The 17,606-nt window shown below is 67.4% G+C and carries 16 protein-coding genes and 1 pseudogene; 4 read left to right on the top strand and 13 right to left on the bottom strand.

The window, feature by feature from the left end; genetic code table 11:
- The first annotated feature begins 56 nt into the window (after positions 1-56).
- The 3 genes and pseudogenes from LQ953_RS01550 (at position 57) to LQ953_RS01540 (ending at position 1,533) form a co-directional block, all read left to right on the top strand.
- Positions 57-842, top strand: coding sequence for an arginyltransferase (locus tag LQ953_RS01550; protein WP_231028679.1), 786 nt, complete (start codon positions 57-59; stop codon positions 840-842).
- Positions 843-858: 16 nt separating this feature from the next.
- Positions 859-1,026, top strand: a pseudogene (locus LQ953_RS01545) (sigma factor-like helix-turn-helix DNA-binding protein); the annotation flags it as partial.
- Positions 1,027-1,140: 114 nt separating this feature from the next.
- Positions 1,141-1,533 carry an Ig-like domain-containing protein gene (locus tag LQ953_RS01540; protein WP_231029227.1) on the top strand — a complete coding sequence of 131 codons (393 nt, stop codon included), beginning with the start codon at positions 1,141-1,143 and terminating at the stop codon, positions 1,531-1,533.
- A 4-nt stretch (positions 1,534-1,537) separates the two neighbouring features.
- Here the strand turns inward: LQ953_RS01540 and LQ953_RS01535 are convergent, their stop codons facing one another.
- The 4 genes from LQ953_RS01535 to LQ953_RS01520 form a co-directional block, all read right to left on the bottom strand.
- Complete coding sequence (locus LQ953_RS01535; RefSeq protein ID WP_231028678.1) at positions 1,538-2,347, bottom strand: transglutaminase family protein; 810 nt, start codon at positions 2,345-2,347, stop codon at positions 1,538-1,540.
- The gene (locus tag LQ953_RS01530; RefSeq protein WP_231029226.1) at positions 2,347-3,282 is read right to left on the bottom strand and encodes an alpha-E domain-containing protein; all 936 of its coding nucleotides are present in this window, start codon (positions 3,280-3,282) and stop codon (positions 2,347-2,349) included. Before LQ953_RS01530 ends, LQ953_RS01535 begins: the two co-directional genes overlap by 1 nt.
- Positions 3,283-3,295: 13 nt before the next feature.
- Positions 3,296-4,777 (bottom strand): circularly permuted type 2 ATP-grasp protein, encoded by a 1,482-nt coding sequence (locus LQ953_RS01525; protein ID WP_231028677.1) that lies wholly within the window; start codon positions 4,775-4,777, stop codon positions 3,296-3,298.
- A gap of 68 nt (positions 4,778-4,845) precedes the next feature.
- Complete coding sequence (locus tag LQ953_RS01520) at positions 4,846-6,855, bottom strand: protein-disulfide reductase DsbD family protein (protein ID WP_231028676.1); 2,010 nt, start codon at positions 6,853-6,855, stop codon at positions 4,846-4,848.
- A gap of 74 nt (positions 6,856-6,929) precedes the next feature.
- Here LQ953_RS01520 and LQ953_RS01515 point away from each other — a divergent pair, with 74 nt between their 5' ends.
- Positions 6,930-8,579 (top strand): alkaline phosphatase family protein, encoded by a 1,650-nt coding sequence (locus LQ953_RS01515; RefSeq protein WP_231028675.1) that lies wholly within the window; start codon positions 6,930-6,932, stop codon positions 8,577-8,579.
- 1 nt (position 8,580) lies between these two features.
- On the opposite strand, the gene LQ953_RS01510 is transcribed toward LQ953_RS01515, so the two are convergent.
- The 9 genes from LQ953_RS01510 to LQ953_RS01470 all read right to left on the bottom strand — a co-directional run bounded on the left by LQ953_RS01510 (position 8,581) and on the right by LQ953_RS01470 (position 17,555).
- Positions 8,581-9,510: a right-handed parallel beta-helix repeat-containing protein gene (locus LQ953_RS01510; RefSeq protein WP_231028674.1), complete on the bottom strand. Its 930-nt coding sequence runs from the start codon at positions 9,508-9,510 to the stop codon at positions 8,581-8,583.
- A gap of 44 nt (positions 9,511-9,554) precedes the next feature.
- On the bottom strand, positions 9,555-10,430 hold the full coding sequence (mmsB, locus tag LQ953_RS01505) for a 3-hydroxyisobutyrate dehydrogenase (RefSeq protein ID WP_231028673.1): 876 nt from the start codon (positions 10,428-10,430) through the stop codon (positions 9,555-9,557).
- 26 nt (positions 10,431-10,456) lie between these two features.
- The gene (locus LQ953_RS01500) at positions 10,457-11,233 is read right to left on the bottom strand and encodes an enoyl-CoA hydratase (RefSeq protein ID WP_231029225.1); all 777 of its coding nucleotides are present in this window, start codon (positions 11,231-11,233) and stop codon (positions 10,457-10,459) included.
- A gap of 14 nt (positions 11,234-11,247) precedes the next feature.
- Complete coding sequence (locus LQ953_RS01495) at positions 11,248-12,291, bottom strand: enoyl-CoA hydratase/isomerase family protein (RefSeq protein WP_231028672.1); 1,044 nt, start codon at positions 12,289-12,291, stop codon at positions 11,248-11,250.
- On the bottom strand, positions 12,288-13,433 hold the full coding sequence (locus tag LQ953_RS01490; RefSeq protein WP_231028671.1) for an acyl-CoA dehydrogenase family protein: 1,146 nt from the start codon (positions 13,431-13,433) through the stop codon (positions 12,288-12,290). The genes LQ953_RS01495 and LQ953_RS01490 overlap by 4 nt, the downstream gene beginning before the upstream one ends.
- A 4-nt stretch (positions 13,434-13,437) precedes the next feature.
- Positions 13,438-14,970 carry a CoA-acylating methylmalonate-semialdehyde dehydrogenase gene (locus LQ953_RS01485; RefSeq protein ID WP_231028670.1) on the bottom strand — a complete coding sequence of 511 codons (1,533 nt, stop codon included), beginning with the start codon at positions 14,968-14,970 and terminating at the stop codon, positions 13,438-13,440.
- Between the two features lie 100 nt (positions 14,971-15,070).
- On the bottom strand, positions 15,071-15,847 hold the full coding sequence (locus LQ953_RS01480) for an ABC transporter ATP-binding protein (protein ID WP_231028669.1): 777 nt from the start codon (positions 15,845-15,847) through the stop codon (positions 15,071-15,073).
- Entirely contained in the window at positions 15,838-16,809 is a 972-nt protein-coding gene (locus LQ953_RS01475; protein WP_231028668.1) for a FecCD family ABC transporter permease, read from the bottom strand. The genes LQ953_RS01480 and LQ953_RS01475 overlap by 10 nt, the downstream gene beginning before the upstream one ends.
- Entirely contained in the window at positions 16,806-17,555 is a 750-nt protein-coding gene (locus LQ953_RS01470; RefSeq protein ID WP_231028667.1) for an ABC transporter substrate-binding protein, read from the bottom strand. The genes LQ953_RS01475 and LQ953_RS01470 overlap by 4 nt, the downstream gene beginning before the upstream one ends.
- Positions 17,556-17,606 lie beyond the last annotated feature (51 nt).

Genomic DNA, 17,606 nt, shown 5'->3' with positions numbered 1-17,606 from the left:
CTCCATAGTCGGTTTCGCAAGGCCGATGGTGAGGCCGGAACGAGGACCAACAGGCGGTGACTGCACTTTCCCGTTTCCCCCGATTCTTCGTGACCAGCCCGTCGCCCTGCCCCTATCTGCCGGGGCGGCAGGAGCGGAAGATCTTCACCGAGCTGAGCGGCCAGCATGCCGGCGAGCTGAACGACGCGCTGGGCCGGATCGGGTTTCGTCGCAGCCAGTCGGTCGCCTATCGGCCGAGCTGCGCCAATTGCACCGCCTGCGTCTCGGTGCGGGTGGTGGCGGACCAGTTCCAGCCCAATGCCACGCAGCGCAAGCTGTTGAAGCGCTATGGCGACCTGGAGGTTACCGCGTGCAAGCCCTGGGCGACCGAAGAGCAATATGAACTGCTGCACCGCTATCTGAACGCGCGGCATCCCGGCGGCGGCATGGCAGCAATGGACGACAACGACTATGCCGACATGGTCGAGCAGTCGCCGGTCAGCTCCTATGTCATCGAATATCGCGAGCCAAGCGTGAATGGCGTGCGCGGGCGGCTGGTGGGGGCGTGCATCACCGACCGCCAGGCGGACGGGCTGTCGATGATCTACAGCTTCTTCGTCGCCGACGACGAGACGCGGCCCGGCATGGGCAACTACATCATCCTGGACCACATCCTGCGCGCCCGCGACGCGGGGCTGCCCTATGTCTATCTGGGCTATTGGGTGAAAGGGTCTGAGCGCATGGCGTACAAGACCCGCTACCGCCCGATCGAAGTGCTGGGTCCCAATGGCTGGTCGCTCCTAACCGACGAGGACGAGACCTTCGCGATGCCGATGCCGTCCAAGGCGCGCGCGCTGGCCTGATTGCCGCAGCGCGGCGATGGTCGACCTTTCCCGCCTGAACGCTAGAGAGCGGCAGATATTGCTGTTGCTGGCGGAAGGCCACACCGTCAAGAGCGCCGCGACGGCAACGAACTTGAGCACCAACGCTGTCAATGAGCTGCTGCGCGAGGCGCGGCGGAAGACCGGCGTGGCGAGCAGCCGAGAGTTGGCGCGGCTGGTAAATCGGCAGCCACAAGAAAATTGTGACAGGAAAATTGGGGTTTCGGAGCTGGGGCCGATATCCTTGGGGAGCCCGAGACGCTTCTTTCGTAAGGATTGGATGACGATGACTGCGCTGGCATTTGTCTCGACTGCGCTGGCACTCGTGCTGCTCGCGCCGCAATCGCGGCCAGTGGTCGCGCCCAAAGTGATCTCGGTCAGTCCGGCTACCGGATCGACGGTCGCGTCTGGAACGGTGACCATCCGCGTCCGCTTTGATCAGCCGATGCGTAGCGATGGATGGTCGTTCGTGCGTGTAGCCGGTGGCGAGACGCCGACGTGTTCGAACATGCCGCGTCAACTCGCGGACGGGCAGAGCTTCGAATTGGACTGCCGGGTGGAGCCCGGGCGTTCCTACGCGCTTGGGTTCAATGGTGGCAGCTTCTGGAACTTTCGTGGCACGAACGGCCTAGCTGCCGAGGCGGCAGTGCTGCGGTTCAGGACGCGGCGCTAGGCGCCTAGGCGTCGGTGCCGAGTTGTTCGACGTGTAGGTCGACGTCGAGCTGTTCCAGGCCGTGGCCCACGCGGGTTCCGGCGATTGCCGATGCACCCGCCGCGTCCAGCCCGACCGCGACCCGGACATAATGATGGTCGGGGGACAGGCCGGTCACGGGATCGAAGCTCACCCAGCCAAGGCCGTCGACATGCGCTTCGGCCCAGGCGTGGGGCGCGGAGTGGGCGACGCTGTCGCTGCGATAGCCCGAGACATAGCGCGCCGGGATCTCCAGGCCACGCGCGGCGGCAATGAACATCTGCGCGACGTCGCGCGCCGTTGCCGAGCCGGCGGCGAAGGCTTCGGCCGCGGAGGCGCGATTGTCGGGGGCGTCGGGGGCGCAGGGGAAGCGGGCGTGGAGCGCGCGGTTGAGGCGGTGGAGTGCGTCCAGGCGGTCGCCGGCGCCGGCGACGCTGTCCGCTGCGAAGTCAGGGAGGCCCTCGCCCGGCGCGGTACGCGGGGTCGCGCGGAGGTACAGGAGGGGCGGCAGCGGTTCCGCGGAGCCATGGACCACGCCGTCGGCATTGGTGGTCAGCACCTCGCCCGTGACATGCACGTCGAGCGATTTGAGCGGACCATCGGCATAGAGCATGGTGACAGCGTTACCGAAGCCATCAGTGGCCTCGCGCAGCCGGGCGTCGCAATCGACGCTGACCATCCAGCTAACGACCGTCTGATCGCGCGTGTCGCGGGGAGTCAGGCGCAGCATCTGGACAATGCGGTCCTGCGGCTTCGAAAAGCGATAGCGCGTGTGATGATCGATCGCGATGCGCATCAGATGAACCGGAACTGGCGGCTGATCGCGGCGTCGAGCATCGCGTTTTCCTGAATAAAGGCGGTGAGATGTTCGTGGAGGCCGCTGACAATGACGTCCGAGGCGCGGGTTTTCTGCATGCGCGCCATGCGGGCGCGGGCCATGCGGTCGGCTTCCCCCTGAAGGCCGGTGCGCTTGGCGAGATGGCTGAGGATGCTTACGCTCTCTTCGACGCACGCGGCGAGACTGCGAGGCAGTTCGGTACGGCTGAGCAGCAGGTCAATCACGTTGCTGGGCTGCAGGCCTTCCTTGTAGAGCCAGCGATAGGCGTTCACCGCGGACACGGTCTGAAGGATTGTGGTCCACTGATCACGGTCGACGACGCCGCCTACCGGTTCGCCCTGGGGCAGCAGCAGGTGGTATTTGACGTCGATCAGCCGCGCGGTGTTGTCGGCGCGCTCCACTGCTGCGCCGAGCTGGATCAGCCAGGTCGCCTCGTTCCGCATCATGCGGTGGATCGACCCTTCGAAGCCGCGGGTCTCGCCCTTGATCTGTTCGACCAGGTTCAAGGTTTCGGTGGCGCTGCCGGTGCTCGGCCGCTGTTGGAACAGCAGCCAGGCGCGGTTGATCGCGGTCCATGCGTCGCGGGTCAGCGCGGTGCGCACAGCACGCGCGTTGTTCCGCGCCATTTCCAGGCAGCGGATGATTGAGCCGGGATTGGCCGTATCCAGCGTCAGGAAATGCGCGACATGGGCCTGGGTCAGGTCGCGCCCGGTCGCGGCAAAGGCTTCGTCGGTGTAGCTGACCGCGAGCGCACTTTGCCACGCGGCCTCGCCGGCCGGGCGGGCGGAGAGCGCGTCGAGGCGGATGGTCGCTTCGACCAGACGGGCGATGAAGTCCGCGCGTTCGACATAGCGGCCCAGCCAGTAGAGCGCGGCGGCGGTGCGGGAGAGCATCAGCATGGCGCGCTCACACTCCCTGACGCTGCGACTGCGACTGCGATTGGCGCTGGCCGGGCGCGCCATCTTCCAGCAGCACGAAGCTGTCCTTGGTGCCGCCGCCCTGGCTGGAGTTTACCACCAGCGAACCTTCGCGTAGCGCCACGCGGGTGAGGCCGCCCGGGACCACGCGCACGCCGTCGCTGCCGGTCAGCACGAAGGGGCGGAAGTCGACATGGCGCGGCGCCAGGCCCTGTTCGACCAGCGTCGGCACGGTGGAGAGCGCCAGCGTTGGCTGGGCGATATAGCGGTGCGGCTCGGCGATCAGCGCGGCGCGGAAGTCGGCAATTTCCTGCTTCGTGGCCGTGGGGCCGACCAGCATGCCGTAGCCGCCCGAGCCGTCGACCAGCTTCACGACCAGATCGGGCAGATTGTCGAGCACGTATTTCAGCGCCTGCGGCTCGCGGCAGCGCCAGGTTTCGACGTTCGGCAGCTTGGCGTCCTGTCCGGTGTAGAAGCGGACGATCTCCGGCATGTAGCTGTAGATCGCCTTGTCGTCGGCGATGCCGTTGCCAGGCGCGTTGATCAGCGCAACATTGCCGGCGCGATAGGCGGCCATGAGGCCGGGAACGCCCAGCATCGAATCGGGGCGGAAGGTGAGCGGATCGAGAAAGTCGTCGTCGATGCGACGATAGATCACGTCCACCCGCACGCGGCCACCGACGGTCTGTACCCAGACGAAATCGTCGTCGACCACGAGGTCGGCAGCCTCGACCAGTTCGATTCCCATGGAATCGGCAAGGAAGCTGTGTTCGTAATAGGCCGAGTTGAAGTGGCCAGGGGTCAGCACGACGCAGACCGGGTTGGCGTTGCCGCCCGGGGCCACCGAGCGCATCGTTTCGAGCAGGCGATCGGGATAGCTGTCGACCGGGGCGACGCGGAATTCGCGGAACAGTTCGGGGCAGAGGCGCAACATCGCCTCACGGTTCTCCAGCATGTAGGAGACGCCCGAGGGCGTGCGGGCATTGTCCTCCAGCACGAAGAACTGGTCGGGGCCCGTGCGGACCAGATCGATGCCGCAGATATGCGCCCATATGCCGTGCGGCGGGCGGATGCCGGCGACTTCGGGGCGGAACTGGTCGTTGCGGAAGATGAGTTCAGGCGGGATCAGCCCTTCGGCAAGGATGCGGCGCTCGCCATAAATGTCTTCGAGGAAGGCGTTGATTGCCTGAACGCGCTGGACCAGCCCTTCGGAGAGACTGGCCCATTCCTGGTGCAGGAAGATGCGCGGCACGATGTCGAACGGGATGATCCGCTCGGCGGCGTCATTGTCGCCATAGACGGCGAAGGTGATGCCAAGCTGGCGGAAAGCGGCTTCGGCCGATTGCTGGCGGCGGTGGAGTTCGTCGCGAGGCGTGTCGGCGACCCAGCGCGACAGCGCGTCAAATTCAGGCCGCGGTGTCGTTGGCCCGCCATGCCCCCAGATTTCGTCGAACGCCCCGATTGTTCCCATTCGCGCTCCAAGCGTTGAAGTGCCTGCAAGTTCCATGCTGCATCGCGCCATTACAGCGTACAAGCGAATTAACGTGCGCGGGCGAGGTCTACGAGCTGCGCGCGGCTGAGGATTTGCGGCAGAAGCTGGGGTGCATGCTGGCCCGGAGCGTACCACAGGTAGAGCGGCACCCCGGCGCGATTGTGCCGTTCGATGAAGCGGCCAAGCGTCGGGTCGCCATTAGTCCAGTCGCCGACCAGCACCGCCACCTTGCCGTCGCGCAGGGCGTTGCGCACGGCGTCGGTCTCGATCACCGCCTTCTCGTTCACCTTGCAGCTGAGGCACCAGTCGGCGGTGAAATAGGCGAAGACCGGGCGGCGCTCGGCGCGAAGCTGGGCAAGGCGCGCTTCGCTGAAGGGCTCGGCGCCCGAGGGTGCGCGCTGCTCGGCCTGGGCGGGGCCCACGAGGGCTGCGCTGGCGCAGGCGAGGAGCAGCAGCGGCAGGGCTGGCAGCCAGGCGCGGGAGGCGCCGCGACGCTGGCGAATACCCGCCCACCACAGCGCGACGGCGGCGAGCAGCGCGGCGGCGAGGCCGACGGTCATGCCGTTCACCCCGGCCTGGCGTCCGAGCACCCAGGCGAGCGCGAGCGCGGTTAGGAACATCGGCAGCGACAGCAGATGGCGGAAGGTGGCCATCCAGGCGCCTGGCTTTGGGAGCCTGCGCCGGAGTGCGGGCACGAAGCCCAGCAGCAGGAAGGGGAGGGCGATGCCGAGGCCGAGGCCGGCAAACACCGCGAGCGCCGCGGGCCAGGGGAGGATCAGCGCGGCGCCAAGGGCCGAGGCCATGAAGGGTCCGGCGCAGGGGGTGGCGACGAACGCGGCGAGAGCGCCGGTGGCGAAGGCGCCGCCCCGGCCACTGGCCGCCGCGCGATTGGCGAGGCCGGGTGCGTTCACTTCGAAAAGCCCAGCGAGGTTGAGGGCGATTGCAGTGGTGAGCAACAGCAGCACCAGGATGACGCGGGGGTCCTGGAGCTGGAACGCCCAGCCCGCGGCCGCTCCGCCGGCGCGGAGGGCGAGCAAGGCCCCGCCCAGCGCGAGGCACACCAGCACTACCCCGGCGGTATAGGCCAGCGCCTCGCCGCGCGGGTCGGCACCGTTGCCCTTGGCGAGGCTGAGCGCCTTCAAGCTGAGGATCGGGAAGACGCACGGCATGATGTTGAGGATCAGCCCGCCCAGAATCGCGGCGAGGAAGGCGAGGGCGGCAGTCGCCACGCTGCCGCTGGTCGGCGACGCAGGAGCGGGGACGGAGCCTGGCTCGGCAGTGACGAGCAGTCCGCGCCCGCCCGCCTGGAGCAGCCCTTCCAGCTTTGCCGGCTGCCCTTTTGCACCCGTCTGGATAACGAGTCGGTCGCCATCGCGGGTGACGGTCTGGGGCGCGGCGTAGTCGATTGCGTTCTGAGTCAGCGGGTAGAAATAGGCATCGCCAAGCGCCGCACCCGCTGGGTAGGGGATCGCAAGGCGGATGCTCTGGCCCTCGACCTCGAAGCGCGCGGTGCTGCCGAGCGGCTTGGGCAGGGCGGCGCGCCAGGCGTCAAACTGTGCGTGGCGGTCGGCGGTGATGCTGCCGTCGCCCACGGTCAGTGTGGTCGTGAGCTCGGCGCGTTCGGGCACGCAGATCGCGTCGGTGCATACCAGATAATCGAGCTTCACCCGGATCGGCAGCGTGCCGCTGACGTTCGGGGGCAGCTTCAGCGTCACCAGCGGCGCGAAGGGCTTTTCATACACATAGTTCATCAGCCCGGAGATGAGCAGCCGCTGGGGCACCGGATAGCGAGGATCGCCTGTGGTCACGTCCGCTGGCAGCGACCAGTCATAGCGTGCCGGGAGGCCCGCATCGCCGGGATTCTGCCAATAAGCGTGCCAGCCCTTTTCGGGGACCGAAGCGAAGGCCAGCGTTACTTCGCTGCCCGCAGCGGGACGATCGGTTTCGGCCAGCAGGGTGATGCGGACATGCGGGCCCTTGCCCACCGGCTGGGCGGCCGCGGGCAGTGCGGCAAGCGCCAGCAGCAGCGACATCAATCCGAAACGAAGCAAGGCCATTGGCTGTCCTTGCCCAGGACGCGCCGTTGGACAATAGCTGGGTGCATATCCTTTCCTTGCCGGAGCCGGCCCCCATGAAGTTCGCACCCCCCATTGCCGCCGCGCTGGCGCTGCTAGCTGCGTCGCCCGCCACTGCCCAGCAGGCGCCGGCACCAGCGCCCGCTGCGGCGCCGACTTCGCCGCCCAACCTGGTGGTGGTGATCTCCGTCGACCAGTTCTCCGCCGACTTGTTCGCGGAATACCGGGCGCAGTTCACTGGCGGGCTGGCGCGGCTGATGTCCGGGGTGGTGTTCCCGTCGGGCTATCAGAGCCATGCCGCGACCGAGACGTGCCCGGGGCATTCCACGATTCTGAGCGGTGCGCGGCCCTGGCGGACCGGGATCGTCGCCAATGAGTGGGTCGACTTCAACGCGCCGCGCGCGGACAAGAAGGTCTACTGCGCCGAGGACGAGAGCGTGCCCGGCAGCGACTCCGACAGCTACACGGTGTCCGACAAGCATTTGAAGGTGCCCACGCTGGGCGAGTGGATGAAGCTCGCTGACCCGGCGACCCGCGTCGTCTCGGTGGCGGGCAAGGATCGCGCCGCAGTGATGATGGGCGGCCACAAGGTCGACGAACTCTGGTGGTGGAATGGCAAGGCGTTCGTGTCCTATGCTGGTCGCACCGCACCGGCGATGGTCACCCGCATGAACGCCAATGTGACGGCGCGTATCGGCGAGGCGCAGGCGCCGATGGCGCTGCCGGCATTCTGCCAGGCGCGCAGCCGGGCGATCCGGCTGGGTGCGACCAAGACGGTGGGCGACGGCCGCTTCGCGCGTACCGCCGGGAACGCCGGCGCGTTCCGCGCCTCGCCCGAGTTCGACGAGGCGATCCTGGCGCTGGGCGCAGGCGTCGCCACCGACATGAAGCTGGGCCAGGGCGGGCATACCGATCTGCTGATCCTGGGGGCGTCGGCGACGGACTATGTCGGGCACACCTTTGGCACCGAAGGCAGCGAGATGTGCATCCAGATGTTCGCGCTGGACCAGACGCTGGGCAAGCTGTTCGCCGTGCTGGACAAGACGGGCGTGGACTATGCGGTGGCGCTGACCGCCGACCATGGCGGCCACGACCTGCCCGAGCGGCATGACGAGCACGCCGCCCCTACCGCCGCACGGATGGATCGCGCGCTGGACCCTAAGGCCGCTGGCGCCGAGATCGCGGCCAAGCTGGGCATCGCTGGCAATCCGCTGCGCGGCAGCGCTGCGGGGGACATCTATGTCGACCCGGTGCTGCCCAAGGCGCAGCGTGACAAGGTGCTGGCCGAGGCGATGCGGCGCTATGCCGCGCATCCGCAGGTCCATGGCGTCTATACCCGTGCGCAGATCCTGGCGACGCCGCGCCCGACCACGCCTCCCGAGACCTGGACGATGCTGGAGCGAGCGCGCGAATCCTTTGATCCGTCACGCTCGGGCGATTTCGTCGTGGCGCTGAAGCCGCGGGTGACGTCGATCGCCGATCCGATGGGTCGGTCGGTGGCGACGCATGGCAGCTTCTGGGACTATGACCGGCGCGTGCCGATCCTGTTCTGGCGCAAGGGCATGACGGGGTTCGAGCAACCGCTGTCGGTCGAGACGGTCGACATCGCCCCGACGCTGGCCGCGCTGGTCAAGGTGCCGGTGCCGGTCGAGATCGACGGGCGCTGCCTGGATCTGGATGCGGGCCCGGGTGACAGCTGCCGGTGAGCTAGCGCCGTTCGAAGGGGCGGATGCCGGCTCCCAGCTTGTTGTTGCCAAGCTGGATCTGCTGTCCACTGAGATCGGCGACGAAGGCGGGGTTGGTCGGCGCGCCGGGGGCGAGGGTGGCGGTGTTGCCCTCCACCCGCAGCCCGGCCGAGGGGTAGGTCTTGCCCTCAGCCGCGACGACGATCAGGCCGGAGTTGTTCTCCTTGTTCCGACCCTGGACGAAGGTGTTGCCGGAGATCAGGCCGGTGCCGCCTTCGGACAGGTCGATCATGTAGTTGGTCTTGCTGCCGCGGCTGTCGTCGAAGCTGTTGTTGGTGATCTGCACCTGGCGGGCGCGCAGCTTGACGTAGTGGCCGCCGGTGCCTCGCTCGAATCGCGAGCGGGTGACGGTGACCAGCCCGTCGACCGCCAGATAGATCGAGTGGCTGCAATTCTCGGTCTCGCACTGGCCCAGGCCCGAGAAGGTGGAGCGGTCGACGGTAATGCGGCGCACCGTCTCGTGACCGCCGCCAAGTATGCCTTCCTGGCTGTCGAGGAACATCGAGTTGGTGACGGTGAGGTCGCCCATTTCGATGCGGATGCCGGCGCCGTTGCCGTCGTTCACCGAATAGCCGCGAAAGACGATGCCATCGACGACCGAGCCGCGGCCGCGCAGGACGAATGCGGCCTTGTCCTCGCAGGTTTCGGCTTCGAAGATGGCCTTGCCCGGCACCGCCGCCTTGAAGGTGATGTGGCCGCCGGCCTGGACCGTGCACTGGCGATAGGTGCCTGGTGCGATCAGGATGGTGGCGGTGCCGTCGCGCACTTCGCTTACCGCTTCGTCGAGCGTGGCGAAGCCCTGGCCGGTCTCGGCGATGACGAAGGGGGCGCGCTGCTGGCTCTGGGCGGCGGCAGGAGCGGCTAGGGCGAGCAGGGCAAGGAGCGGGCGCATGGACTTGTTATGCGCCCGATCGGCAAACAGGCAGTTAAGGCCGTTCAGCGCAGCGTCTTGATGATCCCCGAGAAGTCTAGGCCGGCGCCTTCACCCGCGACGAACGCCTCGTAGAGCTCTGCGGCGCGTGCGCCGATCGGGGTTTGCGCGTCGACGCTGCCGGCTGCTTCCATCGCAAGGCGGAGGTCCTTGAGCATCAAGGGCGCAGCGAAACCACCCTGATAGTCGCGGTCGGCAGGCGTTTCCGGGCCGACGCCTGGGACAGGGCAATAGCTGGTGACCGACCAGCTCTGACCCGAGCTGACCGACGCGACGTCGTAGAATTTCTGCGGGTCGAGCCCGAGCTTTTCCGCGAGCACGAAGGCCTCGCAGGTGGCGATCATCGTCGCGCCGAGGATCATGTTGTTGCAGATCTTGGCGGCCTGGCCTGCGCCATTGGCGCCCGCGTGGATCACCGACTTGCCCATGTCGGACAGGAAGGGCTCTGCCTTTTCGAAGGCAGTGGCGCTGCCGCCGACCATGAAGGTGAGGGTTCCGGCATTGGCCGCGGCGATGCCGCCCGAGACGGGGGCGTCGACCGCGGTGAGGCCGTGGTCGGTCGCCGCCTGCGCGACGCGGCGCGCGGTGGCGACGTCGATCGTCGAGCAGTCGATCAGGATTGCGCCCGGCTCGGCATGTTCGAACACGCTGTCGGCATAGACGGCTTCGACGTAGCGGCCAGCCGGCAGCATGGTGATGACGGCCTCGGCGCCCTCGATCGCGTCGACGGCGGTTGCGGCGGGGAGGCAGCCAGCCTTTTTCGCCTTGTCGAGCGCGTCCTGGCTCAGGTCGAAGGCGCGTACGTCATGCCCGGCCTTGGCGAGGTTCGCCGCCATGCCGCCGCCCATGTTGCCCAAGCCGATGAATGCGATGCGTGCCATCTTGTCCTCTCCAGGAGCTTGTTCTGTTATTTACCCGTCCAGCTACCAGGACGCTTTTCGACGAAGGCCGTCATGCCTTCCTTCTGGTCCTGCGTGCCGAACAGGGCGTGGAAGAGGCGCCGTTCGAACTGCACGCCCTGGGCGAGCGTCGTCTCGTACGCGATGTCGACCATTTCCTTGTTCGCCTTGACGGCCAGCGGGGCCATGGCGGCAATGGTCGCGGCGGTCTTCAAAGCGTCTTCCAGCAACTCGGCGGCTGGAAGGATGCGGCTTACCAGTCCTGCGCGCTCAGCCTCTTCGGCGTCCATCATCCGGCCGGTGAGGCACATCTCCATCGCCTTGGCCTTGCCCACGGCGCGGGTGAGGCGCTGCGAGCCGCCCATGCCAGGCGAGACGGCGAGCTTGATCTCGGGCTGGCCGAACTTGGCGGTGTCGGCGGCGAGGATGAAGTCGCACATCATCGCCAGCTCGCAGCCGCCGCCCAGCGCATAGCCCGCGACCGCGGCGATGATCGGCTTGCGGGTGCGGGTGAAGGCGTCCCAGCCGGCAAAGAAGTCATGGCCGTACATGTCGGCAAAGCCCTGGGCCTGCATCTCCTTGATGTCGGCGCCGGCTGCGAACGCCTTTTCGCTGCCTGTGATGACGGCGCAACCCTGCGAGGTGTCGGCGTCGAAGGCGCGCATGGCATTGAGCAGTTCGGACAGGATCTGGCTGTTGAGCGCGTTGAGCGCCTTGGGCCGGTTGAGCGTGACGAGCGTGACGGCGCCGCGCTGCTCGACGAGAATGGCTTCGTAGTTCGACATCGGGTCTTCCTTGTTCAGGCCGGCGTCCACGCCTGATCCTCAGGCAGCGGTGCGAAGATGGCGTCGATGCGGTCCTGCGTCACCGCTTCGGGCGTGGCAGGGTTCCATCGCGGCGCATTGTCCTTGTCGAGGATCACTGCGCGGACGCCCTCGGCAAAGTCCGGCAGGCGGCCGACGCGGGTGGCGACGGCATATTCCTGGACCATCTCGTCGGCGAAGCTTGGCATCGCGCGGCCCTCGGCAAGCAGGCGGAGCGAGACCTTGCACGCCTGGGGCGACTTGGTGCGCAACGTGGCGAGCTGTTGCTGCGCCCACTCGCTGTCGTCCGCCTCGAGTGCGGCGAAGATGCCTTCCAGTTTGTCGGAGGCGAAGAGCCGATCGATGGCGGCGCGGCGGCCGAGGATGCGCGGATCCGGCGCGGGAGACGATAGTTCGTCGAGCACGGACTGGATGTCACCGGGAGCGGCGGAGATGCGCGCCTTGGCTTCCTCAAGCCTGTCGGCGGGAAGATAGTGGGTGGCGAGGCCAAGCGCGAGGCACTCTGCGCCGTCGAGTCGGTGGCCGGTGAGTGCGATGTACTCGCCCATCCGGCCGGCAAGGCGCGATAGATACCAGCCGCCGCCCACGTCGGGGAACAGGCCGATGCCGGTCTCGGGCATGGCGAACTTGGTGTTCTCAGTCGCGACGCGGAACCTGGCAGGAAGCGAGATGCCGACGCCGCCGCCCATGGTGATGCCGTCCATGAAGGTAACGACCGGCTTGGGGTAGGTGAACAGCCTGTGGTTCATGCGGTATTCGACATGGAAGAACGCCGCGGCGTCCTTGCCATCGCCCGCACCGCTTTCCGCGATCATGCGGATGTCGCCGCCCGCGCAGAAGCCGCGGCCTTCGGCATGATCGATGAGGATCGCTTCGACCGCGGGGTCGGCTTCCCACGCCTCGAGCGCCTCAAGCATTGCCTGGCACATGGCGGTGTTAAGAGCGTGCAGTGCCTTGGGACGATTCAGGCGGATGCGGCCGACGCGGCCGTCGATGGAGGTGAGGACGCCGTCGCTCACTGCCGCACCAGGTCTCGGCCAACGATCATGCGCATAACCTGGTTGGTGCCTTCCAGGATCGAGTGGACGCGCAGGTCGCGCCAGAAGCGTTCGATCGGATAGTCCTGGAGATAGCCATAGCCGCCGTGCAGTTGCAGCGCGCGGTCGACCACCGCGCTGCCGACGTCGGTCGCGAAGCGCTTGGCCATGGCGGCGAAGCGGGTCTTGTCGGGGGCGTTGTCGGTCACCTTGGCGGCGGCGAGGTAGAGGAGGGCGCGGGCAGCCTCCAGCTCGGTGGCCATGTCGGCCAGGGTGAACTGCGTGTTCTGGAAGTCGGCGATGGGCTTGCCGAACTGCTGGCGATCCTTGGTGTAGCGGACTGCCTCGTCGAGGCAGCGCTGGGCGCCGCCCAGGCTGCACGCGCCGATGTTGAGGCGGCCGCCGTCCAGGCCCATCATGGCGATGCGGAAGCCTTCGCCTTCGGCGCCGACCAGGTTCTCGACGGGCACGCGGACTTCCTCGAGGATCACCGCCGCAGTAGGCTGCGAGTGCCAGCCGAGCTTGCGCTCCTGTGCGCCGAAGCTGACGCCGGGCATGTCCTTTTCGATCACCAGCGCCGAGATGCCCTTGGGGCCTTCCTCGCCGGTGCGGACCATGGTCACGTAGACCTCGTTCTCGCCGCCGCCGGAGATGAACTGCTTGGTGCCAGTGACGACATAATGGTCGCCATCGCGGACCGCGCGGGTTTTGAGCGCGGCGGCGTCCGAGCCCGAGCAGGGCTCGGTCAGGCAGTAGCTGGCCAGCCGGTCCATGGTGACGAGGCTGGGGAGATACTTGTCCTTGACGGTCTGCGATCCGAAGCGGTCGATCATCCAACTCGCCATGTTGTGGATCGAGATGAACGCGCTGGTGGAGGGGCAGCCATAGGCCATCGCCTCCATGATCAGCGCCGATTCAAGCCGGCCGAGGCCGATCCCGCCGCTTTCCTCGGACACGTAGATCGAGGCGAAGCCGAGTTCGGCCGCGGCCCGAATCGTGTCACGCGGGAAGATGTGCTTGTCGTCCCACTCAGCCGCGTGCGGCGAGATGCGGTCGGCGGTGAATTGCTGCGCCATTTCCTGGATCTGGCGCTGCTCGTCGGTGAGGTCGAACTGGTGTGTCATTGCTTCAGCCCATGGTGGGGATGACGAAGGCGTCCTGGATACGGCTGGGGCCGCCATCTTCGCTGCCGCGGGGCAAGTCGACCGAGCCATCAGGCCAGCGCTGGGTGACCGTCTTCGTCTTGGTCCAGAAGCGGACGCCCTCCATCCCATGCTGGTTAATGTCGCCGAACGCCGAGCGCTTCCAGCCACCGAAGCTGTGATAGGCGACGGGCACGGGGATTGGCACGTTGATGCCGACCATGCCGACATTTACCCGGGCGGCGAATTCGCGTGCAGCGTGGCCATTGCGGGTGAAGATCGCGACGCCGTTGCCATACTGGTGCTCGCTGGGCAGGCGAACCGCGGTTTCGAAATCGGGCGCGCGGACGATCTGAAGGACGGGGCCGAAGATCTCTTCCTTGTAGGCGCTCATGTCCGGGGTCACGCGGTCGAACAGCGAGGGGCCGATGAAGAAGCCCTGCTCATGACCTTGCAACTGGAAGCCGCGCCCGTCGACGACGAGCTCTGCGCCTTCGTCGACGCCGGTCTGAATCCAGTTCTCCACGCGCTGCTTGTGCGCGGCATTCACCACCGGGCCGTAATGCGCTTCCGCATCGGTGGAGACCCCGACGCGCAGGGCCTGGATTGCCGGGATCAGCTTCTCGCGAAGGGCGTCGGCGGTCTTCTCGCCGACCGGCACCACGACCGGAAGCGCCATGCACCGCTCGCCCGCCGAACCGAAGGCTGCGCCGGACAGGTCGGCGACAACCTGGTCGAGATCGGCGTCGGGCATGACGATGCCGTGGTTCTTGGCGCCGCCCATCGCCTGGACGCGCTTTCCGGCCTCGACGCCGCGGCGATAGACATAGTGCGCGATGTCCGAGGAGCCGACGAAGCTGACAGCGCTGATGGCGGGATGATCGAGGATCGCGTCGACCATCTCCTTGTCGCCATGCACGACCTGGAGGATGCCTTCGGGCAGGCCGGCCTCCTGGAACAACTCGGCAAGGCGGACGGGAACGCTGGGGTCACGCTCGGACGGCTTGAGGAGGAAGGCGTTACCAGTGGCGATGGCGATGCCCGACATCCATAGCGGGATCATCGCCGGGAAGTTGAACGGGGTGATGCCAGCGCCGATCCCAAGCGGCTGGCGCATGCTGTAGACGTCGATGCCGGGGCCGGCGCCTTGGGTGTATTCGCCCTTCAGGACATGGGGGATGCCGCAGGCGAATTCGATGACTTCCAAGCCTCGCTGGATGTCACCCTTGGCGTCGGCGATGACCTTGCCGTGCTCGGACGAGAGCAGGTGGGCGAGGGCGTCCATGTTCGCCTCGACCAGCTCCTTGAAGCGGAACATGACGCGGGCGCGGCGCTGCGGATTGGTGGCGGCCCATGCCGGTTGCGCAGCCTGCGCGGCGGCGATGGCGCGGTCGAGATCGGCCTGGGTGCCGAGCGAGACTCTGGCCTGGACCTGCCCGGTGTTGGGATCGAAAACGTCGCCGGTACGGGTAGCGGCGCCACCCGCGTTGCCGACGATGAAATGCTCAATGGTGCGCATCAAACTCTCCTGCGGCGGGCTCGCTGACCCGACTCGTCATGTAATTTTGTTGCGCAATGACACAGCGGCGACCGGCACTCAACCGTCGGCTGCGTGAGGGTCAGCCGGTAAGGCCGATGGGCACGGGCAGGAGCCGGCCTTGCTCGTCCGGGACGATCATCACCTCAACACCAAAGGCGTCGCGGAGCGGTTGATGGGCGAGCGCTTCGCGCGCGGGGCCGAAGGCGACGACCTTGCCATCCTTGAGCAGCAGGACGTCGTCTGCTGCACGGGCGGCCTGGATCAAGTCGTGCAGGACGATCACCACGCCCATGCCGGCGGCGGCGAGGGCGCGCAGCTGGTCGAGCAGGCCCAGTTGGTGGACCGGGTCGAGGCTGGCGAGCGGTTCGTCGGCGAGGAGCCATTGCGGCTCGCCGGCAAGAACGCGAGCGAGGAGTACGCGGGCGCGTTCACCGCCCGAGAGGGCGTGGGTGTCGCGGTCGGCGAGGTGGGTAGTGCCGGTCGCGCCCAGCGCGGCGCCGATCGCCATGGCATCCGCGGGGGAGGGGCCCGCGAAGGGCGAGCGGTGGGGCAAGCGGCCGAGCGCGACGAGTTCGCGGACGCCGATGTTCCAATGCACGGACGCGTCCTGGGGTAGATAGCCGAGCAACTGTGCACGCTCGCGTGTGGGGATGCGGTTCAAGTAGCGCTGGCCGAGGCGGACATGGCCGTGATCGGGGTCGAGCAGGCCGGCCACCGTGCGGATCAGCGTGCTCTTGCCCGAACCGTTCGCGCCGAGAATCGCAGTCACTCGGCCCGGGCGGAACCGGGCAGTGACGCTTTCGAGCACGCGGCGCGCGCCTAGGCTAACGCTGAGATCAGTGACGCTCAGATCCATGACGTGCGGCGTCCCTTAAGCAGGAGCACGAAGAAGAAGGGCGTACCGATCAGCGCCATGGCGACGCCCAATCGGATCTCGGTGGCGCCGGGACTGAGGCGGACCAGACTGTCGGCGGCGAGGACCAGGGCTGCGCCGCCGAGTGTGCTGGGCAGGAGCAGGGCGGAGGGCTTGGCACCGGTGAGCGGGCGGAGGAGGTGCGGGACGATCAGGCCGACGAAGCCGACAACGCCGGTGACGGCGACGGAGGCGCCCACCGACATTCCGGTGCCGAGCACGACGAGCAACTGGACGCGGGCGAGGCGAATGCCAAGCGAGCGGGCGGCGTCTTCGCCCAGCGTCAGGGCGTCGAGAGAGCGGCCGGTGAGGAGGAGGAGCGCGCAGCCAAGCGCGATGAAGGGAAGGGCGAGCTGTACTTCGCCGAAGCTGCGGTCGGTTAGGGCGCCCATCAGCCAGTCGATGATCTCTGCGGTCATCCAGGGATTTGGGGCGACCGAGATGAGGAAGGCGGTGAGTGAGCCTGCAAGGGTGGCGAGGACGGTGCCGGCGAGGATGAAGGCGACGGCGCCCTCCGACCGCCAGGCGAGGGCGGCGAGGAGGAGCATGGAGGCGCTGGCCACTATCATGGCGACGCTGAAAATGACGAGGGGGGCCGTGGCCGATAGGAGGACGATGGCCCCTACGGCACCTAGTGCTGCACTGGAGGATATCCCTAACACAGTCGGGTCGGCGAGCGGGTTGCGGAGATAGCCCTGGAGGACGGCGCCGCTCAGGCCGAGGGCGGCGCCGATGGCTGCGCCGAGGATCGCGCGGGGGAGGCGGAGTTCGACGATGATCCACCAGCGGGGATCGCCGGAGAACCAGGCGTCGAAGGGTACCCATGCCTTGCCCGCCATCAAGGAAGCGGCGAAGAGCAGAACGACCACCAAAAGCAGCGATACATTGAGCAAGAAGCGGCTCATTGCGCGATTCCGCGGCGAATCTGCGCCAGTCGCGTCATGGCTGAGGCGATTACCGGGCCGCCGCAATTGACCAGCTGGCGGGGGAAGTTGGCCTGCGTGACCTTTGCGCCGCTGCGGCGAATGGCCCAGCGGCGGAGCTGTGTGGCGCGCGCACCGGCGTCGCGGCCGGGCGCTTCGGGGGCGATCATCACGCGGGGCGGATCGGCAACAACATGCTCGATCGGGAGGTAGCCGGTATAGGTGAGGCCATAATGGGCGGCGTGGTTGCTGAAGCCGGCGGCCTTCATCATTTCATCAAGCAAGGTCTCGTCTCCCGTCGCGAGATTGCCGCCGATCCATAACAGCGCCGTGACAGGTGGCGCCGTGCTGGCGGCGTCGCGGACCGCGGCATCGATGCGCGCGACCATAGCTTCGCCCTGCGCCTTTGCGTTCAGGGCGGCGGCGAGTTCGCGCACCTGTGCCTTGCTTGCCGCAAGCGTTGAGGGGCTATCGAGATAAAGCACTTTCAGCCCTGCGCGGGCGAAAGCCTCGCGCGTGGCGGGCGCGGTGTAGCTGGTTGCGATCACGAGAGCAGGGCGAAGGGTTATCACCTCCTCCGCAGTGCCGGTGGTGCCGGGGAAACGTGCCGCCACATCGGCGGGGATCGACGTGGCGGCTGGATCCTTCGAATAGCGGCTGATTGCCGTGATCCGATCGGGAGGCACCAGTTCCACCAGCATCGCGTCCGCACAAGGATTGAGCGACACGATCCCGCCGGTGCGGGACGGGGGCGCCGCGCATCCTGCCAGAACCAAGCA

This window comes from Sphingomonas sp. IC-56 (assembly GCF_021043375.1).
In the GTDB taxonomy this organism is placed as follows: Bacteria; Pseudomonadota; Alphaproteobacteria; order Sphingomonadales; family Sphingomonadaceae; genus Sphingomonas.
Note: the sequence above shows the minus strand (reverse complement) of the source record. Positions and strands in the feature narration are given on the sequence as shown.

What these genes read in the sequence shown, in the direction of transcription:
- LQ953_RS01540 (WP_231029227.1), top strand. Translation starts at nt 1,141, where the DNA reads ATGACGATGACTGCGCTGGCATTTGTCTCGACTGCGCTGGCACTCGTG.
- LQ953_RS01535 (WP_231028678.1), bottom strand. Translation starts at nt 2,347, where the DNA reads ATGCGCATCGCGATCGATCATCACACGCGCTATCGCTTTTCGAAGCCG.
- LQ953_RS01530 (WP_231029226.1), bottom strand. Translation starts at nt 3,282, where the DNA reads ATGCTCTCCCGCACCGCCGCCGCGCTCTACTGGCTGGGCCGCTATGTC.
- LQ953_RS01525 (WP_231028677.1), bottom strand. Translation starts at nt 4,777, where the DNA reads ATGGGAACAATCGGGGCGTTCGACGAAATCTGGGGGCATGGCGGGCCA.
- LQ953_RS01520 (WP_231028676.1), bottom strand. Translation starts at nt 6,855, where the DNA reads ATGGCCTTGCTTCGTTTCGGATTGATGTCGCTGCTGCTGGCGCTTGCC.
- LQ953_RS01515 (WP_231028675.1), top strand. Translation starts at nt 6,930, where the DNA reads ATGAAGTTCGCACCCCCCATTGCCGCCGCGCTGGCGCTGCTAGCTGCG.
- LQ953_RS01510 (WP_231028674.1), bottom strand. Translation starts at nt 9,510, where the DNA reads ATGCGCCCGCTCCTTGCCCTGCTCGCCCTAGCCGCTCCTGCCGCCGCC.
- mmsB (WP_231028673.1), bottom strand. Translation starts at nt 10,430, where the DNA reads ATGGCACGCATCGCATTCATCGGCTTGGGCAACATGGGCGGCGGCATG.
- LQ953_RS01500 (WP_231029225.1), bottom strand. Translation starts at nt 11,233, where the DNA reads ATGTCGAACTACGAAGCCATTCTCGTCGAGCAGCGCGGCGCCGTCACG.
- LQ953_RS01490 (WP_231028671.1), bottom strand. Translation starts at nt 13,433, where the DNA reads ATGACACACCAGTTCGACCTCACCGACGAGCAGCGCCAGATCCAGGAA.
- LQ953_RS01485 (WP_231028670.1), bottom strand. Translation starts at nt 14,970, where the DNA reads ATGCGCACCATTGAGCATTTCATCGTCGGCAACGCGGGTGGCGCCGCT.
- LQ953_RS01480 (WP_231028669.1), bottom strand. Translation starts at nt 15,847, where the DNA reads ATGGATCTGAGCGTCACTGATCTCAGCGTTAGCCTAGGCGCGCGCCGC.
- LQ953_RS01475 (WP_231028668.1), bottom strand. Translation starts at nt 16,809, where the DNA reads ATGAGCCGCTTCTTGCTCAATGTATCGCTGCTTTTGGTGGTCGTTCTG.